We start from the raw sequence: 22,706 nt of genomic DNA, 5'->3' as shown, positions 1-22,706 counted from the left end.
CAGAGGTATACAAAAAGCCATACGGAGATTTTGATATCCGCCGTTGCCTGATCGAATCGAATTTTTCCAAAAGCGAAGCGAGTGCGGCTGAAAATTACATCAAACGTACAGGGAGATTCTGAGGCAAATCTGAAGCAATAGATTCCGTGCAGTAAGGATCAATCGGTCTATCAGAAGCTGATTCGTTTGCGCTAACGCTTCATAAACAGCATCAGTACCAGGTACAGATTTACTTCAAGATTGACCACGACGTTTGCATTACCCAAACCGAATTGGATTTGGGCGTGGTGCTTTTTTATCAGGGCATCAAGAGAATCACTGATGGACAGCGTATGCAAACGAAACAACCAGAGGACAGCAAGCTGAGGGTAGTGCTGTTGTTGACTGGACTGTATCTGGTTTCGGCAGTCGGCGTATTGGCTCAATCCGGCCAGCCCCAACGGACATTAGACTATTATCTGGAAAATGCCCGTCAAACCAGTCCACTTGTTCGTGATAACCAAAACCAGCTGCAGGCTAATGCGCTGGAGGCTCAGCGTCTTCAGGCATTCTACACAAAACCGCTGGTGCAGGTGACGGGCAACGCACAGTTCTCTCCGATCTTCTCAACCGATAAAGGCGGCTTTCATCCAGAACTTAATTCGTCGGGAGCAACCAACTACTTCGGGTACGATTTGGCGGTGTCCAACGGTGGCTTGTATCAGGGACTGGTTTCAGCCACGCAACCCATTTCTAATTTATTTCGGGCAAAAGCATTTGCCGCGCCGTTTGTGCTGGCTTCTCAGGTTGGTCAGACGGTGATCCGGCTGGGTCAGCACGACGTTGAAAAGATTGTTACCGATCAGTACATTCTGTGTTTGCAGGACCGCTTGCAGGTGCAGTATACCGATAGCCTGTTGCGGGTGCTACGCGAACAGCGGCAGATTGTCCAGAAGTTTGTCGAGTCTTCGCTGCTCAAGCAATCGGACCTAACGCTGGTTGACATCGAAGCCCAAACCCAGCAGAATCTGCGCGTTGGCTACCAAACGGCCTACCGACGGGATGTACTCGAGTTGAATGCGTTAAGCGGCATCGCCGATACCACGTTAGTCAATTTGGCTCCACTGTACTTGGTCATAGCTCCCGACATCGGCTCAGTACCCTCTGGATTCACGCAACGATACGCTTTGGATAGCGTAGCCCTAACTGCCCAGCAAACCATTTTCGATTTGCGTTACCGACCTCAATGGATTGCGTTCGGTAACGCCGGGCTAAATACGTCCTACATCCCCGACATCCCCCGTCGCTTTGGGTTTAGTGCGGGCGTTTCCCTGGTCTGGACACTCTTCGACGGGCACCAGAAGCGTATCAACGCGCAACGCACCAGTATCCTACAACAGAGCCTGGGCAACTACCGCCGGTTCATCGACACGCAGAATGCGGTGCGTCGGGAGCGGATACGGGGTGAGTTGAGAGGACTTGACGAACGACTCGCCGTGTTCCGGCAGCAGATAGCGGGCTACGAAGCCGTGCTGGCTTCTTACCGGCGCGAACTGCTACAGGGTCAGCTTTCCATTATCAATTACATCACCGTTCTGAAAAACATGGTCGCCGTTCGGCGCGATGCCTTACTGATTCAATCGAATCGTCAACTGCTTGTCAATGCGTACAATTATTATAACTGGTAGTGAACGGCTTAGTCTTCAGCTATCTACAGGCGTGCTGCTGCTGATGGGCTTGTTTGCCTGCAACAAGCCGCAGGCTACCGATGCGTCCCAGCAGCAAACCCGCACCGCCCGAACGCCCGTTACCGTGCAGGCCGTTGGTCGGGGCGGCATCAGCAATAGCCTGACGCTGTTCGGGACGACGCTGTATCTGCGCCGAAATGCCATTACGGCACCCGTGGCCGCCTTCGTCACAAAAGTGTACGTTAGCCTGGGCGCACAGGTACGTGCCGGCCAGCCGCTCTACCAATTAGAAACTAAGGAGCGACGCGCCCTAGGAAAATTGGCTATTTCGGGCGATACAGCCATTATTGGCTTAGTCACGGTGCGGGCCTCGTCGGGGGGCGTGATCAGTACGTTCGATAAGCAGCAAACGGGCGACTACGTGCTGGAGGGCACCCAGCTTTGCACCATCGCAGAAAATAGTGCCTTGGCCGTGCAGGTCAACGTGCCTTACGAATATGAGGCTCTGGCCCGGCCCGGTCGAACCTGCCGGGTACGTTTGCCCGATGGCCGCGCCCTGACTGCTACGTTCACCACCCCCTTAACGACGGTCAACGCGCTGGCTCAAACTCAGAGTGTATTAGCGCGCATTACTCGCCCCATTCCACTCCCCGAAAACCTAACCGTACAGGTTGACGTGACCAGCCAGGCCAACGCTCAGGCCCAGTTGCTGCCCAAAGCTGCCATACTCAGCGACGAGATGCTCCAACACTTCTGGGTTATGCGGCTGCTGAATGATAGCACGGCGATCAAAGTACCCGTCCAGCTTGGTGAACGAACGACCACGGCGGTTGAGGTACGTTCCCCCCTCTTCGGAATTGGTGACCGCATCGTCACCGAAGGCAATTACGGCCTGCCCGACACAGCCCGTGTACTGGTAACTCCGGCAAAGCGATGAACAACCAGACACCAGCTACCGATACGACTACGCCGATGGATGAACCGGTTCGTCGTTCTTATTTTGAGGTGTTTAGTCGCCCCATTCTGTTCACGGGTGTGTTGCTGCTGATCGCCGGTATTTACGCCTATACCCGGATGCAGACTAATCTGTTTCCCGAAGTGTTGTTCCCGCGTGTATCTATCATTGTCGACAACGGCCAGCAGCCCATCGACCGGATGATGATTACCGTCACCAAGCCGCTGGAGAGCGCGGTTAAGAAAGTCAATGGCGTAACGATTGTTAAGTCCAGCACTAGCCGGGGTAGCTGCACCATCGACGTGTTTTTCAAGTGGGGGCAGGATATTTACACCCAGAAGACGCAGGTCGAGAGCCGGATCAATGAGATTCGCAACTTCCTGCCGCCGGGCGTGAACCTCTCCATTGAGGCCATGAACCAGTCGCTGTTTCCGGTCTATGGCTATACGTTGGAAAGCGACCAGCACGGATTAGTTGCGTTGCGAGATCGTGCCAACTTGCTGGTACGTCCTCTGTTTTCGCAGGTGCCTGGTATCGCTAACGTCGTGGTGCGGGGTGGAAAGGCCAAAGAGATTGTGGTCATACCCGATGCGGTGAAACTGGCTTCGGTGAACTTGCCCATCTCGGCTCTGATAGCCTCTATCAATGCCAACAACAACGTACTGTCCAACGGCTACGTAGCCAACTACCGACGGCTTTATCTGACGCTGACCGACACACGAGTGCTCGACGTGGACGCACTGAATGCGTTGATTGTCAAAAACGACGGTACCCGGATGGTAACGCTCGGCGAAGTTGCCCGTGTTGAGGTGCAGGAACAGCAACAGGAATTTTTAGTGATCAACGCCAATGGTCACCAAGCGGTGCAAATCGATTTGGTCAAACAGCCGGGCGTGAACCTGATTGACTTTGCTAAAAACGCTGAGGCCAAAGCGGTTGAGGTTCGTAAGATCCTGCCCCGTGGTATGCGGCTCAAACCCTACTATGACCAGTCGGCGTTCGTGGGCGATAGCGTTCACAGTGTCATCAAGACCATTTACGAAGGGTTGCTGCTGGCTATCTTGGTCATAATCGTCTTTCTACGGTCGTGGCGGGCTTCCACGGTGGTGTTGCTGACGATTCCCGTTACGCTGGCCTTTACGATTTTAGTGCTTTACGTGGTGGGCATTAGCATTAATATTATGTCGTTGGGGGCAATTGCTGCTTCTATCGGGCTGATCATCGACGATGCCATCGTTATCATCGAACAGATCTACCGCGTCCATGAAGAGGAACCGGAGAAAAACCGGTTTGCCGTGGTGCAGGAGGCCATTCATAACCTGTTTCCGGCGATGGTTGGCTCCTCGCTTTCTACCATCGTCATTCACTTTCCATTTCGACTGATGAGCGGGCTGGCTGGTAGCTTCTTTCGGGAGCTATCCGATACCATGCAGATCACGATGGTCTGTTCTTTTTTAGTAACGTGGCTGTTACTGCCGGTACTGCACCTATTAATTGGTTTCAAAGCTTCCAAGAACGCTCATGCTGTCGATGAATTCGCTCAGGTACGTCGGCTGCACTGGTTAACGCAGCTCTTCACCAAGCCGGTTGTGTCATTACTTTTAGTGGGGCTGCTGGGTTTTGGAGCATGGTTCTCATACGGTCGTTTAGAAACTGGCTTTCTGCCCGACCTCGACGAGGGGACTATCGTGCTGGATTACTTCACGCCACCGGGTACGTCTATCCAGGAAACGGATCGGATTCTGCGCCAAGCGGAAAAGATTATTGTGGCCGATTCCAACGTGGCGACCTATTCCCGACGAACGGGCATCAGCATGGGGTTCCGGGGGGTGCCGCCCAATTTCGGCGACTATTCGATTCAGCTAAAAACAAACCGAACCAAAACGACCGTCGAAGTCATTGACGATCTGCGGACACGTATCAATGCCGCTCAACCGGTGCTGAGTATTTCGTTCGGTCAGCGTATCGCCGATCTGTTAGGTGATCTCATGAGTACCCCCCAGCCAATCGAGATCAAGCTGTTCGGTGATAATTACATCCTGTTACAAACGCTTTCCAAACAGGCATCGGGCATTCTGGAGACGATACCGGGGGTGGTCGACGTAAACGACGGGTTGGTTGAAGCGGGGCCGTCGCTGGTTTTCGAGCCGGATCAGGCTAAGTTGAGTCAGTACAAGATTGGCTTGATCGACTTTCAGACTCAACTTACGGCCTACACGGGGGGCGTATCCCTCGGCCCCAACGCGGCACAGCCCGTACCCTCGCCCGCGCAGGCGGCCCTCACGGCGGGGATTCAAGTCGGCTCGTTTCAGGATGGCGAGCAGATGCGCCGGATGGTGTTGCGCTTTGCCAACTTTGACCAAAACGATTTAGATAAGCTAAGGAACGTACTGATCTTCCTACCTGACGGCACCACCCGACCGCTATCCTTCTTCTGCCGGGTAACGGTGCTGGGCGGAGAGATTGAGCAACGACGTGAAGATCTTAAATCCTCCGTGGTGCTGACTGCCCGGCTGAACGGGCGGGACTTAGGCAGCACAATCCGCGATATACAAACGCAGTTTGCTCAAAAGTTGCCTCTACCCCAGGGCTACACGGTTGGCTACGGCGGAGCGTACGCGCAGCAACAACAGTCGTTTGGTGAATTACTGCTCATTCTGACACTGGCCTCGTTATTGGTATTGGCCGTGCTGATGTTCCTATTCAAAGACTGGTGGCTATCGGTGCTGGAGTTACTGCTCTCGCTGCTGGGCATCACCGGTTGTATTACTGCACTGTACCTAACCGGCATCCCGCTGAACGTGAGCAGCTATACGGGTATCATCATGATTGTGGGTATCATCGCTGAGAACGCCATTTTCACGGTCAATCAGTTTGAACACACGCTGGCCCGAACCGGTGATGTGGACGAGTCGGTCAACTATGCCATTGCCCTGCGGCTACGCCCCAAACTAATGACGGCCATCGGGGCCATTCTTGCCCTGATGCCCCTGGCACTGGGTTTTGGGCTGGGGGCGCAAATGCAACAGCCGCTGGCAGTCGCGGTAATTGGCGGCTTCGTTGCCGGATTACCCCTGCTGCTGTTAGTTCTTCCCACTGCGCTTCGGGCTTTGTTCCATAGGCGCGTAATCCATCCATCATGAAAAAAGTACCTGAAATCACCCTGCTGTTCTGGGTCATGAAAATCTGCGCCACTACGCTGGGTGAAACGGCAGGTGACCTATTGGCGCAGACGCTGAACGTAGGCTACGGCCTTAGTTCGCTAATACTGATTGGTTTTTTTGTGGTTGTTCTACTGCTACAACTCCGCGCCAAACGCTACGTACCTGCCCTTTACTGGTCGGTTATTTTAGCGACTAGCACCGCCGGGACAACGATGTCGGACTATATGGACCGAACGCTTGGGCTTGGCTATGCAACCGGCTCGGCCATTTTGGTGGTACTGCTGGGAGTTGTTCTGGCGGTGTGGTATCGGTCGGAGAAAAGTTTGTCGGTGACAGACATCAAAACAGCCCGACCCGAAAGTTTTTACTGGACCGCTATTCTCGTTTCCAATACGCTGGGAACAGCCTTGGGTGATTACCTGGCTGATGATTCGGGATTGGGCTTCGGCGGTGGTGCGCTGCTGATTGGCTCGTTAATCGGTTTGGTTATTCTGGCGCACTATTTCAGCCGAATTTCTTCAGTTGTACTGTTCTGGATTGCCTTCGTGCTGACTCGTCCGTTTGGGGCCACCTTTGGTGACCTGCTCACTAAATCGACTGACAAAGGGGGTCTTGGTTTTGGTACCCAAGGATCATCGCTGATTCTGTTTGGTTTGTTGATTGTTCTTGTCGCATTCACATCGTTTCAGCGAAAAGAACACCGGCTGAGTTGAGTAAGCAAAACGCGGAGGCATCTGTATCCTGCCGCGTTCCATCGTCATCAGCCTTTCTTAGTAGTGACGATGGAACGCGACACGTTTATCAATTGAACTTGAGATTTTGCACCCGCACGGCGTTCAAAATAGCCAGCATTGCCACACCCACATCGGCGAAGACTGCTTCCCACATCGTGGCCAGGCCACCAGCCCCCAATACCAGTACGATGCCTTTTACTACCAGCGAGAGGGTAATGTTTTGCCACACAATTCGCCGTGTGGCCCGGCCAATCTCAATAGCGGTGGCAATCTTGGACGGCTCGTCGTTTTGAATAATTACATCGGCGGTTTCGATGGTCGCATCGGAGCCTAAGCCCCCCATCGCCATGCCTACGTCGGCCAAGGCCACCACCGGTGCGTCGTTCACGCCGTCACCCACGAACGCCAGCTTTGCCTTTGTATTACCGGCCAATTCGGCTTTGAGCCGCTCGACCTGCGTTACTTTATCTTCGGGCAACAGATCGCCGTGCCATTCGTCTACCCCCACTTGTTTAGCGACCGCTTCGACTACTGCGCTTTTATCACCCGACAGCATCACGGTGCGGATGCCTTCGGCTTTCAGGCGAGCTACTGCCTTTATGGCATCGGGCTTGGCTTCGTCGGCAATGGTGAAGTAGCCCGCAAATTGGCCATCGATGGCCGTCATCACGATGGTGTAGGGAATCTTGGTTAGGGCCTCGTCGAACGCTACGTTGAACTTCCGAAGCAGCTTGGCGTTACCGGCCAACATCTCTTTACCGTCAACCCGGCCTTTCAGCCCATGACCGGCTATTTCTTCAACCTCATCAACTGACACCGCATCGTATCCAGTTTCTACATAGTCTAAAATTGCGGTGGCTACCGGGTGGGTCGATTTACTTTCCAAAGCCGCCGTCAGCCGAGCCAATTGGACTGACTCTATGCCCACTGCCTTCACTTCCTGTACCTTGAACACTCCTTTGGTCAACGTACCCGTTTTATCCATAACGACCGTTTTAAGCTGGGTCATCAGGTCTAAAAATACCGAGCCTTTGAATAGTATACCTTGCCGCGACCCGGCTCCGATACCGCCGAAGTAGCCGAGCGGTATAGAGATAACCAATGCACAGGGGCAACCAATGACCAAAAACACCAAACCCCGGTAGAGCCAGTCGGCAAAGCGGTAATCGGCCACGAAGAAATAGGGTACGACGGTGATTAATACCGCTAGTAAACAGATAATGGGCGTGTAAACTTTAGCGAAGCGGGCAATGAATTCCTGCGTCTGGGCTTTGCGACCCGTTGCCTGCTGCACTAACTTTAGAATACGGGACAGCTTGGAGTCTTGATAAGGAGTCGTTACGTCCATCTCGATCAGCGATTGGCGGTTAATCATGCCGGCCAAAACGGCTTCTCCTTTTTCGATAGTGCGCGGAACGCTTTCACCCGTTAGGGCTGCCGTATCGAACGTACCGGCACTGGAACGCATGGTTCCGTCCAGCCCGACCTTCTCGCCCGGCTTGATCTGTACGACATCCCCCACCGCTACGGTCGCAGCCTTCACTACCTGCGCTTTCCCCTCTTTGAGCACCGTCACTTCATCGGGCCGCACGTCGAGCAGGGCCTTGATCGACCGACGCGCCCGCAGCACGGCGGCATCCTGAAACAACTCGCCGATGGTGTAAAACAGCATTACGGCTACCCCTTCTGGGTATTCGCGAATGGCAAACGCGCCGAGGGTGGCTACGCTCATCAGGAAAAATTCGGTGAAGACATCACCCCGGATACTGCTGCTCCACGCCCTACGTAGCACCGGCCAGCCAACGGGCAGATACGCTACAATGTACCAGATAAGCCGTACAGGGTCTTTGAACCAACCGGTAGCGTACTTATCCAGGGCGATACCGCTCAGCAGCAACACCAAACTACTAATAGCCGGGGCATAGGTGCGCCAGGTTTGTTCTGGGCCTTTTTTTGCCGGAGCAGCATCCGCAGCCGGGGTAGTGCCCTCCTCGATCAGCTCCACATCGTCGTGGTCGTGATCGTGGTCATGCCCATCGGCATCGTGGTCGCGCCGAAACGCCGGATCGTTATGATTTTGTGCCATGTTATTGGTCAGAATTCGATGAAAAAATTGACTAGTGCCAGCCCGACTAGGGTCAGGCCGGTAATCAGGTTCTCGTTGTGCTCGAACCGGGCCGCGCCAGGCCAGTGCGCGTTGACTTGCTGCAAACCCCGTCGTCCGAGCATGACCATCAGGAGCATTCCCGATAGCGTGATGGTGTTATAGATGAGGGCCACCAGCCACACCGCTGCCCAGCCCTTCGCACCTGCGCTGAGGAAGTAGGTTTCGATCTCCAGACAGGGTGACAGAAACATCGCCAGTACCAGCGACAACAGCAGGGCTGAGAAGGAACGGTGCTTACGGACCGACCCAGCATCAATGTGATCGTGAACATGCCGGTGCCGCAGGTGTTGCATCAAATACCAGATACCTAACGCCAACAGAAGCAGTGGAATAGCCCGCTCCGACAGGTCGTGATAATTCTCGGCCAGTTGCCACCCCGCCAGACTCACCAGTACGCCCAGCAGGGTGGTACTGACGGTATGAGCCAGTCCCGCAATAGCCGTGACGGTGAGCGTCTGCCGCAGACTCCACCGCTCGGTTTGCCCGATAGTTACGAAGGGCAGCCAATGGCTGGGTATTAGGGCGTGCAACAGGCTTAGTGTCAGGCTTCCGATAAAGATCGCATCCATCGTTTAGTTGGGTTGTACGTCATAACAGACCGGACAGCGTATTGATTGTCAACGCGATAATGAGCGTGTTGAAGGCAAAAGACAGAACGCTATGCAACAGGGTCAGCCGCCGAATTGGTTTGGCCGTAATGGCTACGTCCGATACCTGAAACGTCATGCCGATCACAAACGAGTAGTAGGCAAAATCAAGGTAATCGGGTGGTTCATCTCCCGGAAAGTCCAGACCACCAACTCGTTCCGTCTTGTCAGGATCATAGTATAAACGGGCATAGTGCAGCGTAAAGATGCTGTGCGTCAATACCCACGAACTAACCACGGTTATTCCCGACAGGATTACGTGTCGCGTGGCTTCGGAGGACGACAAGCCCTTGACTGTGCCCAATAGAATGATTACGGCCACCAGGCTTACCAAAGCCCCACCAACCGTGAAAAGAAAAATAGCCGGTCGGCTTTCGTCTTCCCGCTGAGCCGTCTCTTTGGCATCAGCCCGCATAATAATCAGCCAGATCAATACCAGCACGGTCACCGCGTAGGCTACCCATCCCAACAGCAATCGTGTTTGCCAACCCAACCGACCTGCTGTCAGTAGCCACACTGAACCACCAACGGCAAGGGCAATCAGCGACCGGGATAAGGCGGTTAATCTGGGTTTATAAGCTTTTTTGTGGCTCATTAGATGTCGCGTTAGAAACTGGGATTAGGCTACCATGCCCAGAATTAGAAACAAAAGAAATCCAGCGAAAAACGTAGCGGTCATCCACGGTTTTTCGTCCGTTTCATGGGCCTCAACCAGCAGTTCTTCCGTGACTAAAAACAAGAGGGCAGCTAGCCCGAACGACAGCACCACATCTAAGCCCGTTTCAGGCAGGTTGTAAAGTAACGTCGCTCCAACTACCGTGCTAATGAAGAATAAAAGTGACAAACCCAACAACAGCCAAACGATTCGGGAACGTGGTACGCCGTCCCCGGATAAGGAAGTAGCCGTGGCTAGTCCCAGCGAAAGCACCTCGACCGCCAGTGCAAATGCCAACAAAATACCTTCTTTGGCCCCGGCTGCGAAGCCAATACCGAGCAGTAGTCCGTCAATGAGGATATCTATGCCAATTGCCAGCAGAAACGCTATTGAGAAAGCACCCGGCGATACCATATCCGGCGTGGCTTCGCCTGACTGCTTATCTGTTGAATTTGTATGCCCCGTTGCCGCTTCCAACTTAGTTGGGGCTTCTTTCGGCGATTGGGCCAATCGCCGAATCAGTAGCATGAGACCAATACCTGCGCCAAAGCCAACGGCCGTCAGTAGAGGGTCATGCAACCGCACCACATCGGGCAGGATTTCGACCGCCACCACTGAAAAAACGACACCTGCCGCAAAGTGCAGGATAGCCGAACGTACCTGCGCGCTAAAGCGAATGAACAGAGCAACCACCCCCCCACCGGTCAGGGCAACGGTCGGTAGCAGCGCATAGGTGATGATTTGCTGGAATAAGGGGGTCATGTCTAATTCATATTGATTAAATAAAAGCACTTAATGGCCGTGACCTTCCTCTTCGCCACCGGCGGCCTGGAGTTGCGAGAGGACAGCAAACGCGCCTTTCACCACCACCTTTACCTTGCTCAAATCGAGCGTGCCGGGTAGTGTCACCTGCGAATAGCCGCCTTCTGTCACGCCCCGGCGCACCGGAATTTGCTTAAATGTTGTACCGTGCTGCTCCATTTGACCTTCCTTGTGCTGAGTCGCCGAACCGTCGTGGCGTTCGGATGCCCGTTTGTCGGTGGCAATGAAAATGTAATCCTTGCCTTCTGCCGATACAATGGCCCCTTCGGGCAGGGCCGTTACCCGGCTGTCGCCTAGATCCAAGGTAGCTTTCAAAAAGGTATTAGGAGCCAAACGAGTATCCGGCTGATCGAGCCGGGCCACGACCCGGACTGACCGGTCGGCTTCGATGGTTCGGTTGATGTAAGTGATGCGCCCACTCCGCTCCCGACCACCTTCGTTGTTGAGCCGGAGGCTAACCCGCTGGCCCTCCCGTAGCTGGGGCAAGTCTTTTTCAAATACCGTTAATTCAGCGTACAGACCCTGACTACTGGTAAGCCGGGCCATGATATCGGCGGGCTGCACATACTGGCCTACTGTGGCAGGTACGTCGGTCACGATGCCCGATACCGGTGCTATGACGACGTAGGTAGCACTAAATTTACCATCCAACGCGGCTTGGGGCGATAACCCTACCAGCCGCAACCGCTGCGCCAGGCCACCCAGGCGGGAACGTACCTGATTGCGCTCCGAGGCTGTTTGCTGAAACACTTTCAGCGCACTCACGTTTTGCTCACTCAGTTCTTTTTGGCGGGCGTACTCGGCATCCAGGTACGTCAGGCGGCTATGGTTTTCAGCGTAGTCCTGCTGAAACTGCACTAGGTCTGGGTTCTCGATGCGAGCCAGCACCTGCCCTTTGCGAACCGGTTGACCGGGTAATAGCGGTAGGCTCCGCACAAAACCTCCTTGCAGGGCGGTAATGGCTACCTGGCTCTGGGCGGGAGCGGCCAATCGGCCATTGACTTGTAGAAGCTGACCCAGGTTGCGGTACTCGATCTGGCCTGTGCTGATAGCCCCGATGCGGATCTGATCATCGGTCAGTTCCACGATGTCTGTTGGGGCTTCTTCATGGGCTTTTTCAGCCGCCGATTTTGCCTCCGCCGTTGTCTCACTTTCTTTTTGGGCGGTATCACCGCACCCGGTAAGCAGCCACAACAGGCTGATACTATACAAAATTCGTTTCATGATTGGAACGCCGAAGCGGTTGTCTTAGGGTAAGCCCAGCAGTTGTTCTAAGCGAATGACAGTTTGATTGTACGCCCCCAGTACGTCGACGTAACTGGCGCGCGTTTGATAAGCCTGCGTGATGGCCTGCGAATACTGGAGGTAGCCAATTTCACCCGCCCGAAAGGCCACACCGGCTTTGTCGGCCAGCAGCCGGGCGGTTGGCAATCCCGTTTGTTCATAGTACGTGAGCGAACTTTGCAGCTTCCAAATTTCCTGGATGGTGGCCCTTAGCTCACCCTGCAAATTGCGTTGGGTCAGAGCCAGTGTGGCTTCGCCGACCTGCTGCCCCAGCCGGGCGGCTTCCACGCGAGCCTGCTGCGGTTTTCGGAAGATTGGAATAGCTACGCCCGCCGTCAACCCTTGGAATCGCCGACCTCCTCCATAGTACACCTCCTGCTGACCAACCAGGTACGTACCGATGAGCGACTGATTGAAATAACCCACTGAGAAGGAGGGAAGCAGCCGGGCCTGCTCGACATCGGTTTGGCGGGCCGCTATGTCGATCTGCTGCCGCAACAAAGTCAGTTCGGGCGTTTGAGCCAGCGTAGCCGAGTCGGTCAGGGCGGGTAACGTCCGGCGCGTGAGCGTTGAGTCGGATAAACTGACGGGGCCGTCGGTGTTGAGCAACGTTTGTAGCCGACTCAGGGCAATTTGTCGGTCGGCTTCGGTTTGCGCCAGTGCATTACGAATCTCGCCCAGCTGGTTGGTCGCCGTGGCAACTTCCACCGCCGTGCCTTCACCGGTACGTTGCCGCAGCTCCGTAGCCGACCGAAATGCTACCAGCAGGCTGTCCTGCGCCCACAGCAACCGCCGTCGTTCGGCCAGGTACAATAAATCGAAGTAGGCCGCTTTCACCTGCGCTCGTAAGCCGTTCTGCGTGAGCCGCCCCTGTGCTTCCGCGCCCGTGACGTTCGCATCGGCGAGTCGGCCTAGTTGGCGCACCAGTTTTGGATTCGGCAGGGTTTGAGTAACGGTAAAGTTGTTGTCGAAGTTGATGCTGTTGTACTGCCCACCGGTCCATCCGAAACTGGTAGCCCCGATTTCGCGGGCCGCCCGGCGACCGGTTTGCTGCTGCGCAACGCCCAGCGTACTGATGCGACTTGTACCGTTGTTGGCGATAGCCTGTTGTAAAGCCGCGTCGAGCGTTAGAGGGCTTGTAGCTAATTGGGGTATCTGCGCTTTCGCCGTATTTATTTCCACCACAATCAGCGTTCCGATCAACAGTAAACTAACTAGTTTACTCGCCATAGCGGGTGTCCTGCCAACTTTGCGTTTCCCGAAACCAGTTTGCTCCCACCAGTACAGACACGGCAATACCAGCAAGGTTAGGAGCGTAGCTGATACCAACCCGCCGATCACGACAGTTGCTAAAGGACGTTGCACCTCCGCACCGGCGGTGGTTGCCAAAGCCATCGGCAAAAAGCCGAGTGAGGCCACCAGGGCGGTCATCATCACGGGGCGTAGCCGGGTGGCCGTGCCCTGCAAAATTCGGTCACGCAGGTCCAACTCCGACTCAGCCTTGAGGTGGTTAAACTCACCAATCAGTACGATGCCGTTCAACACCGCCACCCCAAAGAGGGCGATAAAGCCTACCCCCGCCGAGATACTAAACGGCATATCGCGGAGCCAGAGCGCGATCACGCCCCCGATAGCCGATAGCGGAATGGCGGAGAAGATGAGCAGGCTTTGCCGCACCGAACCGAACGTGAAGAAGAGCAGGAGGAAAATCAGCCCCAACGCCACCGGCACGGCGATACTGAGCCGGTCTTTAGCTTCCTGAAGATTCTGAAACTGCCCCCCGTAAGTAACGTAATACCCGACTGGCAGCTTAATCTGAGCATCCAGCTTGCGTTGCAGTTCGTTGACGACGCTCTCCACGTCGCGGCCCCTGACATTGAAGGCCACGATGATGCGCCGTTTGGCATCTTCGCGTTGAATCTGGTTGACGCTATTCTGAAACGAGACATACGCAAGTTGACCCAACGGGACAGCTTGACCGTCTACCGTCGTCACCAACAGATTCTGTACGTCTTCGAGCCGTTGACGGCTCTGCTGCTGTAGGCGCACCACCAAATCATACCGCCGTTCGCCCTCATACACTAACCCCGCCGACGAGCCAGCAAACGCGGCCTGTAGATATCGGTTGGCATCCTCGATGGAAAGACCAAATCGGGCCAGTGCATCGCGGTCGTAGTTGACAACGATCTGGGATAGTCCAGACACCTGCTCCACGTAGAGGTCTTCGGCTCCAGGCACCGCACTAACTACTCGACCAATGCGGGCCGCGTAATCGGCTAAGACATTGAGGTCTTCGCCATAGAGCTTGATGGCAATGTCCTGCTTCACGCCGGATATCAACTCGCTGAAGCGCATCTGGATCGGTTGCAGAAAACCAAAACTTACCCCCGGAATCTGGTTCAACTTCTCCTGCATCTTCTCCGCCAGTTCCTCTCGGCTGCTAGCTGAGGTCCACTCACTTCGGTCTTTGAGGATCACCATGACGTCAATGGCTTCTATTGGCATAGGGTCAGTTGGAATTTCTCCTGCGCCGACCTTGCCAATGACCTCAACCACTTCAGGGAAGTTTTCTTTCAGTATGTTTCCTGCCTGAAGCGAAGCATCAATAGTCTGACCTAATGAGGCCCCGGTCATCAGCCGGGTTTCGACGGCAAAATCTCCCTCGTCCAACTGCGGGATGAACTCTCCGCCCAATCGACTGAAGATGAACAGCGCGACGGCAAACAGGCCAACGGATAAACCAACCACCAGCCCTCTATGGCCCAGTGTCCAGCGGATAGCCGGGTCATAAAGTCGGTGGAAAACCCCCATGATGCGGTCGGAGATGGTACGCGTTCCCTCCTTGACCGGTTTCTTGCTCAGCAGCAGGGCCGAGGCCATCGGTACGTAGGTCAGCGAGAGGATGAACGCCCCCAGAATGGCAAACGCGACCGTTTGGGCCATCGGTCGAAACATCTTGCCTTCCACACCTTCTAAGGCCAGAATGGGCAGATACACGATCAGGATGATGATTTCGCCGAAAGCCGCCGACGAACGGATGCGACTGGCCGACTCGTACACCTCCTCGTCCATTTGGGCCTGGGAAAGACTATGTCGGTAGTTCTTCAGGGCTATGTGGTGCAGGGTTGCTTCCACGATAATGACCGCCCCGTCGACGATCAACCCGAAGTCGATGGCCCCCAGGCTCATCAGGTTGCCCGACACGCCGAACAGATTCATCAGCGATACGGCAAAAAGCATGGCCAGCGGAATCACCGAGGCCACCACCAAGCCCGCCCGCCAGTTACCCAATAGCAGCACCAGTACGAAAATGACGATAAGTGCCCCCTCGATGAGGTTCTTTTGCACCGTGCCAATGGCGCGGTTAACAAGTTTGGTGCGGTCAAGGAAAGCGTGAATTTCTACGCCTTCGGGCAGCGACTTCTTGATTTGCTCGATGCGCTGCTTGACGTTACCGATTACCTGGGAGGAATTGGCACCTTTGAGCATCAATACAATGGCCCCAACCACTTCGCCCTCGCCGTTGCGGGTCATCGCCCCGTAGCGAACCGCCGACCCCAGCCCCACCTGAGCAACATCACGTACTAGTACGGGTGTGCCGTTGGGGTTCCGACGCACCATGATTTTGCCAATGTCCGCCATGGTACTAATCAGCCCTTCCGAGCGAATAAAATAGGCATTGGGCCGACGGTCGATGTAGGCTCCGCCGGTATTCCGATTGTTCTTTTGAAGTGCCGTGAACAGATCGTCCATCGTTACCCCAGAGGCCCGTAGCCGTTGAGGATCGACGGCTACTTCATACTGCTTGAGAAAACCGCCGAAGCTGTTCACATCGGCCACGCCCTTGGTGCCCAGCAGTTGCCGCCGAACAATCCAGTCCTGAATCGAGCGCAGCTCCATCGCCGGGTAGCGTTTTTCGTAGCCGGGTTTGGCCCTTAAAACGTATTGATATATTTCGCCAAGACCCGTCGTGACCGGGGCAAGTTCGGGATTGCCCGCATCAGCAGGAATTTGAGATCGAGCCTGTTGAAGCCGTTCGAAAACCTGCTGACGGGCCAAATAGATGTCAACGTTATCCTGAAGGACGATGGTGACGACTGACAGGCCAAAGCGGGATATGGAACGTACCTCGACTAAGTCCGGCAGAGTGGCCATCGTCTGCTCGATGGGAAAGCTAATAAGCCGTTCCACGTCGGGGGCCGACAGGGCCGGGCTTTGGGTAATGACCTGCACCTGATTGTTAGTGATGTCGGGCAGAGCATCGATGGGTAGCCGACTCAGTGAGTAGCTGCCCCAGATCACCAGGGCCAGCGTAAAGAGACCAATGATGAGCTTGTTCTGAATTGAAAAATGAATGATACGATCCAGCATGATCGGGTCTGAACAAATGGACAATGAGAAAATGCCGGACGCGTATAGACAGCCTTACTACCGTCCGAGAGGACGTAGCACTAGCAGCCAACGCGACCGGCGAGGGTGTTCAGGCCCGAAGTTGAGGGGGTTGCCAGATGGCAGAGAGCGGAGATGCCCAGTGGAGGGGGACATACTGGAAAATGGCTGTCGCTATCGGTACAAGCTCAACCATTGGCATTACGCTGTAACTAAAGTGCGGAGTGATACTAATCGTAGCCGTACAACAGGCACAGGTGCAGAAGGGTGTGCAGGCATCATGGTTGTCATGCACAGGGGCTGATGCTGCGATCAGGACAGCTCCCTGCTCTTGCCGATTTGCCGGCAGGGCTGCATCCGCACAGGGCCACACAGAAAGGCCAAGTACGTAGAGGGCTAAAATGATCGTCATCCACTTCACGAACGCAAAGGTACGGCAAACCTTTATGCAACAGGTAGTCAAAAGCAGGTTTGTGTACTGGTGAATAGACCAGCTTGTCATTGATGAAACCGCCACCCAACCGAGAACAGGGTATGAAACGGCTGAACGGTTGACTTGGGTTGCCAGCGTTGCCGAACGCTGAATACGATTGGCGACCACTCCAACTCTAAGCCAACGTCGCCCCCCAACAGGAATCGGGACGTGCCTGTAGTCGATTGAAGTGTATCAGAAAGGGTCTTCTGCGGATTGCTGACCGTCTCGTAGAAAACTGCCGGCTGCACTACCCCCCGGATAAATCGGGTGCGTGTTGCATTTCGCCACAGGTTAAACTCATAACCCCAACCAACGCTGAATTGACGTAGCGTTTGGTTACCGCCCGTATCAGCAAGGGCGTCTTGTTTGTGTACGTAGCTTACGGTCAGTTTCCAGGCGTTGTACTGTCGGTTGTACCGACCCGTACTGATTAGGGCGTTGATGCCCAGTTGGTTTTTGGTCAGGTGGAAATCATCCGTCAGGCCCGCTTGTACCTCGACAAACCGTTGCCCTTTTAAATGTACCTGAGCGAGCGCGGGCAATAGCGATGGAAAACTCACTAATAGAAAAAACAAAATACGGCGCATGATTTACAGGGGTTTGGCTAACAGTACTACGTCCGCTTCAATCTGATAGCGCATGTGCCGCCCGCCGTTTTTCTCGTACAGCTCCACGTCGATGATTTTGTCTTCGGTAATCGTTGTTAGCGGCAGTGCGTACACGACGGTACGTTCCGCTTTGGCGCGAAGCAGCGTAAACGATTCGGGATAGTGGGCGTGAGGTTTTAGCTCGACCTCCTGCGCAGCCATACGCTTGAGTACGTCCTTGTCACGGACGTAAAACTTAACGAAATCGACCTCGTAGTCAATCTGACTGTCGTTGCGAATGGTGAACTGCATATACATCACCTTGTCAGCTACATAGATGCCCGTCAGTAGGTTGCTGATTCGCATGGTCGAGGCACCAATGTTGCGAATGAATGCCTTGCGATCCGCGATACGCTGACACTGGTAGAGTAAGTCGCTCACCGGTGGAGTTCCGTTGGTCGCTGTTGCCGAAGCGGTCAGAGTAATGGTGGTGGCCCGATTGATGCCCAGCGTCCGGCTGGTATATTCGTCCGCCGACAGGTTGTTGGCCATGTTGATGTTCAGCACCTCCGGCTCGTCCTGATAGCGAACCAGAAACGAATAAAAACCACCATCCTCCGTCATCACCGTCATGTTTGTTTCGCGGCCTGAATCGGCCCGGCAAAAAGCGGTTGCCTTCGGATTGGCTTTGATGCGTAGTACGTTCCTTACTGTTTCGGGGATCTGAGCTAATACGTAATCCGTACCAGCATCAAACTCCTGAATTCGGGCCGGAAAGATGATGTGGGTTGTCTTTCGATCCGAAATGCCCAACGGATACGACCCTTTGACCGCAGCCCGATCAATGGGGAGTAGGTACGGTTTAGTACGGATGGACCCCACCAGTGCCGGATTCGCAACGTTGACGGTTGGATTGGCTGGATTAAGCGTTTTCTCATCGCGTTGTTTTGACGATGTCTGAACCACCATTGGCGTAGTCACTGCCGAAGGGATGCTGGGAACGGACGAGGAAATTCCCTTCACGGCCAACGGCTGAATAGCCGCATACAGGGGCGTTTTAGTACGTACCGGTTTACCCAAAGATGAGAATGCCCGCGTCGCCTTCGTGGCTTTCACGGACTGGGCGTGGGCCGTCCACGCGCTAAAGGCAAGAAAATAGAGTAGGATAAAGCGTGTCATGTAAGTTGAAAGAAAACTTGTTATTCAGTTGCCATTGAATTGGCTCCTTCGGGGCGGAGGAAAACCCGGTAGTTGGGCTTGACGGTCACTTTAACCGCGTTCAGTTTAGTCTGTAGCAGTGAGCGGATACCCTGGAAGGCCGTGTTCGTGACCTGCATGGCCATCTGGCTACCCACCTGCTGCCCGAATGACCCCTGTGGCACGAAATAATACGGTGACGATACCGCCTGACCCGCCGAACGGGCCGCGCCCTGTGCGAGTTGATTCTTTTGAGACAGGTTAGGTACCGACAACCCGGCTCGACCGTCTAAATCGAAGACGTTGAGGCCAATCGGATAAATCTCCGACCCTATTCGTAGACTCGTAACGGTGATATTGAGCCGGTCCTGCCCAATGGAACACGTACCCGTCAAGAGCGTATGAGCGGGTAGTGTTACCCACTTGCCAGCCATCCGCAGGGGCGTTTCGTTGAGGAGCCGGATCTTGACAGAACTGCCCTGTTGTACTGTTATGGCCTCACCGTCACCGTGGATGACTGCCGGAATGGATTGACCAGAGCCAGCTTTAGGAACGGGATCTGTACGGGTTTGGCTACTCAGTCCGTAAAAGCCAACGTTACTTAAATTTATTGCCTTTCGCGCTGGTAAGTCAGCTTCGTCGCTTAGGGGGTTGGCAACAGAAGCATCACGTTCGCCTGTTTTTGCCCCATTTTCGGCTTCAATTTCCCGTTTGAAGTAGGCTCGGTAGGAGGGGGGCAACTCGCCGTTATGCAGTTGCTTCAACTGCTGGTACTCATTCATGTTGAGCGACGTACCTGATGCGGCTCCCTGACCGCCTGCCGACGTACCGGCAAACCGCTGATTAGCCGTTTCCATTTGCTTAAGCAGCGCGTCGGCAGTCTGCCGATCAAGATCGCGTTCGCGCCGGGCAATCCGTTCTTCGGCTACCTGTTCTTTTCCTTTAGGCGAACGGTGCATGGTTCGGTAAATAGCCTCCCGCTCGGCTTGCTGATGACCAAATTGTCGGTTTAATTGCCGCTGTCGCAGTGTTTTACGCTCAGTGGCCGTTTGATAGGGCGCGGTAGTTGGGCCGTTTTTCCGACTCATTACCTGTAAGTCCGACTCGCTCAGGGACTCATTTGATCCGCGCAAGGCCGAAGGGTCTTTCCCCGTGAGCAGTTGAGTACCTGCTGCGGCCTGCCGGTCCATCGCCCCCGATGTAGTGGGACTAAGCGAAGCTCCGTCAAAGCCGTACTTATCGTACTTTTCGCGGTAGTCAAGGCCATGCGGGCGGGCTTCGGGCGGAGCCAGCGACGAGGCTCCGGCATCGTTGGGAATACTCGATTCAGTAGGCGAATCGGATTGGATGAACCCGCCCAGAAAACCGAAGATGGCAACCCCCAGGAGAAACACAAAGCCACCCAACAGCAGGAAAATCTGTTTGCGGCCCAGCTTGCCTTTTTGCAGGGTTTCGTTGCCCGGCGCAGGTGTTTGGTCCGACGTTGTATCAAATAAAGGGTCTTGTTCGGGTTGATTGTACTCCATGATTAGGTTAGTAAGGCAATGAAATAGAGTAAAAAAAACAGGCCAATCAGTCCTAAGAGGGCATTTCGTAACTGAAAGCTGATCCGGTGTTGCGCCTGATTGAGCCAGTTAGCCAGGCGTTGTTCACGAGCCGTTAGCCAACCGCCAAGGATCGTACCCAGCCGGAAGGCCGGATGCCCTTCGACTATCGGCTCGTCGTTGTTCGTGTCTGTTGATCGACGGGAATGGAAGCGAAACATCTTATTTGCTGTATTCCTGCGTAACGCGGGATGATAGAATATGAAAATTCCGCATCAGCAGACCATTGGGCGAATTATCCGAACGGTTCACGTCGACCAGAGTGGTTTCCGTGACCAGGTTACGGTGGACGATAGCCGTTGCCCGTTCTTGTACGAGCCGGGCGTAGGTGACTGCCCGGTAGGGGTAGTGCCGTAGGTCGGCTACGACTGAGTCGATCTGCACCCGTTGCGTGACGTTACCCTGCACCATATCGCGGTAAAAATTCTGCTCCGACAGGTTGTTGTAGAGTCGTTTAGCCGATTCGTCACAGAGGAACATCGCCCGTCGGATGTTGTCGTCGATGGATTTCGGGTCGGGCGACACGGTGAAGAATAACTCGTGGAAACGACCAACGTGATGCCGCAGTTCTGCCGGGCGGTTGTCCGTTACATTGCCGCACGTTACCTGAATGGCTTCGCCCCGATTCACGAGGTAAATGCGCTTGCTGAACTCATTGCTGTATTTGAAAGCCAGCACCACCGCCGTAAGCGAGATAATCAGGCTGAAGCCAAACGCGGCCACCAGCAGCCAGCGGCCCCGCTGAAAGTCTTTTTCCAGTTGCAAAAGCTGTTTCATCGGGTACGTTGGTAAGGGTTACTCGCTACTGATTTGACTAACAGCGGATTACTTCGCTGGTCATAGATAGAAATAGCCGCTCCTTTGTCATGAAAGACGAAGGTGTTTCGCGTAGCCTGCCGATACCGACCAAAGCTCCAGACAATGCAGGTCAGTACGGTCAACGCACAAAGGGTCATACCGCTGACGGTTAGCCACACAAGTTGTTTATGGCTGTTTAACAAGTGGTTATGATGATAATTAATCGAGTTCATGACGTGAAAAGCAATAGATCAGAGTCGTAAAGGCAATAGATTAGAGTTGATTTTTCTTGTTGGGAAAAGTCTTTCGGTACGCCCCGCGCGTAGCTCCTTCGGCAGCAGCGACGGCCCCCGCTCCGCTACCAATGACAGCCCCGACAATCCCCCCGGCTACCCCCTTTACGCCCCGGCTTAGGACGTTGCCACCCGACGAGGCCCCGGCCCGTGCACCCCGTGCCGCCCCGCCTGCCACATGAGCAGCCATCGTGAAGGGTGCTTTCGCCACCCCACCGGCTACATTGCCGCCTAATCGGGCTACGTTGGTGATACCTCCGCCAACCCGTGCCGCCACCGAATGCCCGGCAGCTCTAAGCGGTTTGGTAACGGGAGCCGCTACCGTACCTGCCCCCGACCGGGCCATTCGGGTCGCTCCCTGTACCATTGCCCCCACGCCCCCAACCGTCACCAGCATGTTGGTCATCGACGGCACCTGGCAGTAGCCAATCAGGCACATGACCAAGATGCCGATAAAGGCCAGTCCCATGTATTCAGGCGTGTGGGCTTCGGCCCCGCCCGCATTGCCAAGCACAATCGTCTTGGGGTCGTAGTAGCTGAGGTATTTGAGCGTGACCTTGAAAGCGATAGACGAGTACACAGCCGCGACCGCAGGCAGTAGCGTGTAGTTGATGTACTTGCCAAACCACTCGGCAATGTTGCCCGTCATGCCGGGGAACACGGCCAACGCAATGGCAATCGGCGCACCCATCCGCAGTATCAGGCGGTACGTGAATGAGATCAGAAACAGAATACACTCGGCCAGTTGCATCAGAGCCAGCAAAATGTCCTGCGTGTAGGAGAGCAATTCGTACTTGAACTTCTCGGAATATTCGGCGAAGCTCAGTTTCAGGCTGGAGCCGAACGCATCCGGGTCAAAGTTGGGGTCAACCTGCCGGAACAATTCGGGGTGCTCACCAATCTCCTGCCACTTGGCATCGACTGTTTGTTGGAGCAGCTTGGTCTGTTCGGCAATCTTCTCGTACAACGTACCGTTCTGCCGCTCGACCGCCGTGCGGATGCTTTCCCCCAGCTTGTCGATGCCGTTGCAAATGCGGGGTGACAGGCCGATCAGCACCATCAGCATGAATGGACGCAGGTACGGGAAAAAGTTAATCGTGCCGTTCTGCATCACGTCGGGAATCAGCCGGGAGAAGATGTACACCAATGCCCCAATGCCGGCAACGGCCCGAATCTTCGACTCGATCAGGGCGGTGATGTCCATCGTGGAGGCCGTCATGTCGGCGTAGAGGCCCAGCAAGGTTTTGTAAGCGTCGAAAAGCATAAGA

General features: G+C 54.8%; 18 protein-coding genes. 4 read left to right on the top strand and 14 right to left on the bottom strand.

The genetic code is table 11. From position 1 onward, the window contains the following. Positions 1 to 332: 332 nt before the first annotated feature. Genes J2I47_RS22135 through J2I47_RS22120 form a run of 4 tightly spaced genes read left to right on the top strand, consistent with a single transcriptional unit; the run spans position 333 to position 6,499 of the window. Positions 333 to 1,667 carry a TolC family protein gene (locus J2I47_RS22135; RefSeq protein ID WP_207366799.1) on the top strand — a complete coding sequence of 445 codons (1,335 nt, stop codon included), beginning with the start codon at positions 333 to 335 and terminating at the stop codon, positions 1,665 to 1,667. Continuing rightward, positions 1,642 to 2,604: an efflux RND transporter periplasmic adaptor subunit gene (locus J2I47_RS22130; RefSeq protein ID WP_207366798.1), complete on the top strand. Its 963-nt coding sequence runs from the start codon at positions 1,642 to 1,644 to the stop codon at positions 2,602 to 2,604. Before J2I47_RS22135 ends, J2I47_RS22130 begins: the two co-directional genes overlap by 26 nt. Next, the gene (locus J2I47_RS22125; RefSeq protein ID WP_207366797.1) at positions 2,601 to 5,765 is read left to right on the top strand and encodes an efflux RND transporter permease subunit; all 3,165 of its coding nucleotides are present in this window, start codon (positions 2,601 to 2,603) and stop codon (positions 5,763 to 5,765) included. The genes J2I47_RS22130 and J2I47_RS22125 overlap by 4 nt, the downstream gene beginning before the upstream one ends. After that, positions 5,762 to 6,499: a COG4705 family protein gene (locus J2I47_RS22120; protein WP_207366796.1), complete on the top strand. Its 738-nt coding sequence runs from the start codon at positions 5,762 to 5,764 to the stop codon at positions 6,497 to 6,499. The genes J2I47_RS22125 and J2I47_RS22120 overlap by 4 nt, the downstream gene beginning before the upstream one ends. A gap of 88 nt (positions 6,500 to 6,587) precedes the next feature. Here the strand turns inward: J2I47_RS22120 and J2I47_RS22115 are convergent, their stop codons facing one another. The 14 genes from J2I47_RS22115 to J2I47_RS22055 form a co-directional block, all read right to left on the bottom strand. Beyond that, positions 6,588 to 8,606: a heavy metal translocating P-type ATPase gene (locus J2I47_RS22115; protein WP_207366795.1), complete on the bottom strand. Its 2,019-nt coding sequence runs from the start codon at positions 8,604 to 8,606 to the stop codon at positions 6,588 to 6,590. Between the two features lie 8 nt (positions 8,607 to 8,614). Beyond that, on the bottom strand, positions 8,615 to 9,256 hold the full coding sequence (locus J2I47_RS22110; RefSeq protein WP_207366794.1) for a hypothetical protein: 642 nt from the start codon (positions 9,254 to 9,256) through the stop codon (positions 8,615 to 8,617). Positions 9,257 to 9,275: 19 nt separating this feature from the next. Then, positions 9,276 to 9,929, bottom strand: coding sequence for a DUF1345 domain-containing protein (locus J2I47_RS22105; protein WP_207366793.1), 654 nt, complete (start codon positions 9,927 to 9,929; stop codon positions 9,276 to 9,278). Positions 9,930 to 9,953: 24 nt separating this feature from the next. Next, the gene (locus tag J2I47_RS22100) at positions 9,954 to 10,751 is read right to left on the bottom strand and encodes a ZIP family metal transporter (RefSeq protein WP_207366792.1); all 798 of its coding nucleotides are present in this window, start codon (positions 10,749 to 10,751) and stop codon (positions 9,954 to 9,956) included. Positions 10,752 to 10,781: 30 nt separating this feature from the next. Further along, complete coding sequence (locus J2I47_RS22095; protein ID WP_207366791.1) at positions 10,782 to 12,035, bottom strand: efflux RND transporter periplasmic adaptor subunit; 1,254 nt, start codon at positions 12,033 to 12,035, stop codon at positions 10,782 to 10,784. Positions 12,036 to 12,059: 24 nt separating this feature from the next. Next, positions 12,060 to 16,466, bottom strand: coding sequence for a CusA/CzcA family heavy metal efflux RND transporter (locus J2I47_RS22090; RefSeq protein WP_207366790.1), 4,407 nt, complete (start codon positions 16,464 to 16,466; stop codon positions 12,060 to 12,062). Between the two features lie 109 nt (positions 16,467 to 16,575). Continuing rightward, on the bottom strand, positions 16,576 to 16,896 hold the full coding sequence (locus tag J2I47_RS26895; protein WP_310587713.1) for a DUF6660 family protein: 321 nt from the start codon (positions 16,894 to 16,896) through the stop codon (positions 16,576 to 16,578). A gap of 86 nt (positions 16,897 to 16,982) precedes the next feature. Next, on the bottom strand, positions 16,983 to 17,546 hold the full coding sequence (locus tag J2I47_RS22085) for a conjugal transfer protein TraO (RefSeq protein WP_207366789.1): 564 nt from the start codon (positions 17,544 to 17,546) through the stop codon (positions 16,983 to 16,985). Positions 17,547 to 17,549: 3 nt separating this feature from the next. After that, on the bottom strand, positions 17,550 to 18,725 hold the full coding sequence (gene traN / locus J2I47_RS22080; protein ID WP_207366788.1) for a conjugative transposon protein TraN: 1,176 nt from the start codon (positions 18,723 to 18,725) through the stop codon (positions 17,550 to 17,552). Between the two features lie 20 nt (positions 18,726 to 18,745). Next, complete coding sequence (gene traM / locus J2I47_RS22075) at positions 18,746 to 20,269, bottom strand: conjugative transposon protein TraM (protein ID WP_207366787.1); 1,524 nt, start codon at positions 20,267 to 20,269, stop codon at positions 18,746 to 18,748. Positions 20,270 to 20,271: 2 nt separating this feature from the next. Continuing rightward, a complete protein-coding gene (locus J2I47_RS22070) occupies positions 20,272 to 20,508 on the bottom strand; it encodes a hypothetical protein (protein WP_207366786.1) in 237 nt (78 codons plus the stop codon). A gap of 1 nt (position 20,509) precedes the next feature. Continuing rightward, positions 20,510 to 21,124, bottom strand: coding sequence for a conjugative transposon protein TraK (traK, locus tag J2I47_RS22065; protein WP_207366785.1), 615 nt, complete (start codon positions 21,122 to 21,124; stop codon positions 20,510 to 20,512). Further along, positions 21,121 to 21,378 carry a hypothetical protein gene (locus J2I47_RS22060; protein ID WP_229374872.1) on the bottom strand — a complete coding sequence of 86 codons (258 nt, stop codon included), beginning with the start codon at positions 21,376 to 21,378 and terminating at the stop codon, positions 21,121 to 21,123. The genes traK and J2I47_RS22060 overlap by 4 nt, the downstream gene beginning before the upstream one ends. Before the next feature lie 40 nt (positions 21,379 to 21,418). Further along, positions 21,419 to 22,702 (bottom strand): TraJ family protein, encoded by a 1,284-nt coding sequence (locus J2I47_RS22055; protein WP_207366784.1) that lies wholly within the window; start codon positions 22,700 to 22,702, stop codon positions 21,419 to 21,421. Positions 22,703 to 22,706: the final 4 nt, after the last annotated feature.

Source organism: Fibrella rubiginis (assembly GCF_017353185.1).
GTDB classification, from domain to species: Bacteria; Bacteroidota; Bacteroidia; order Cytophagales; family Spirosomataceae; genus Fibrella; species Fibrella rubiginis.
Note: the sequence above shows the minus strand (reverse complement) of the source record. Positions and strands in the feature narration are given on the sequence as shown.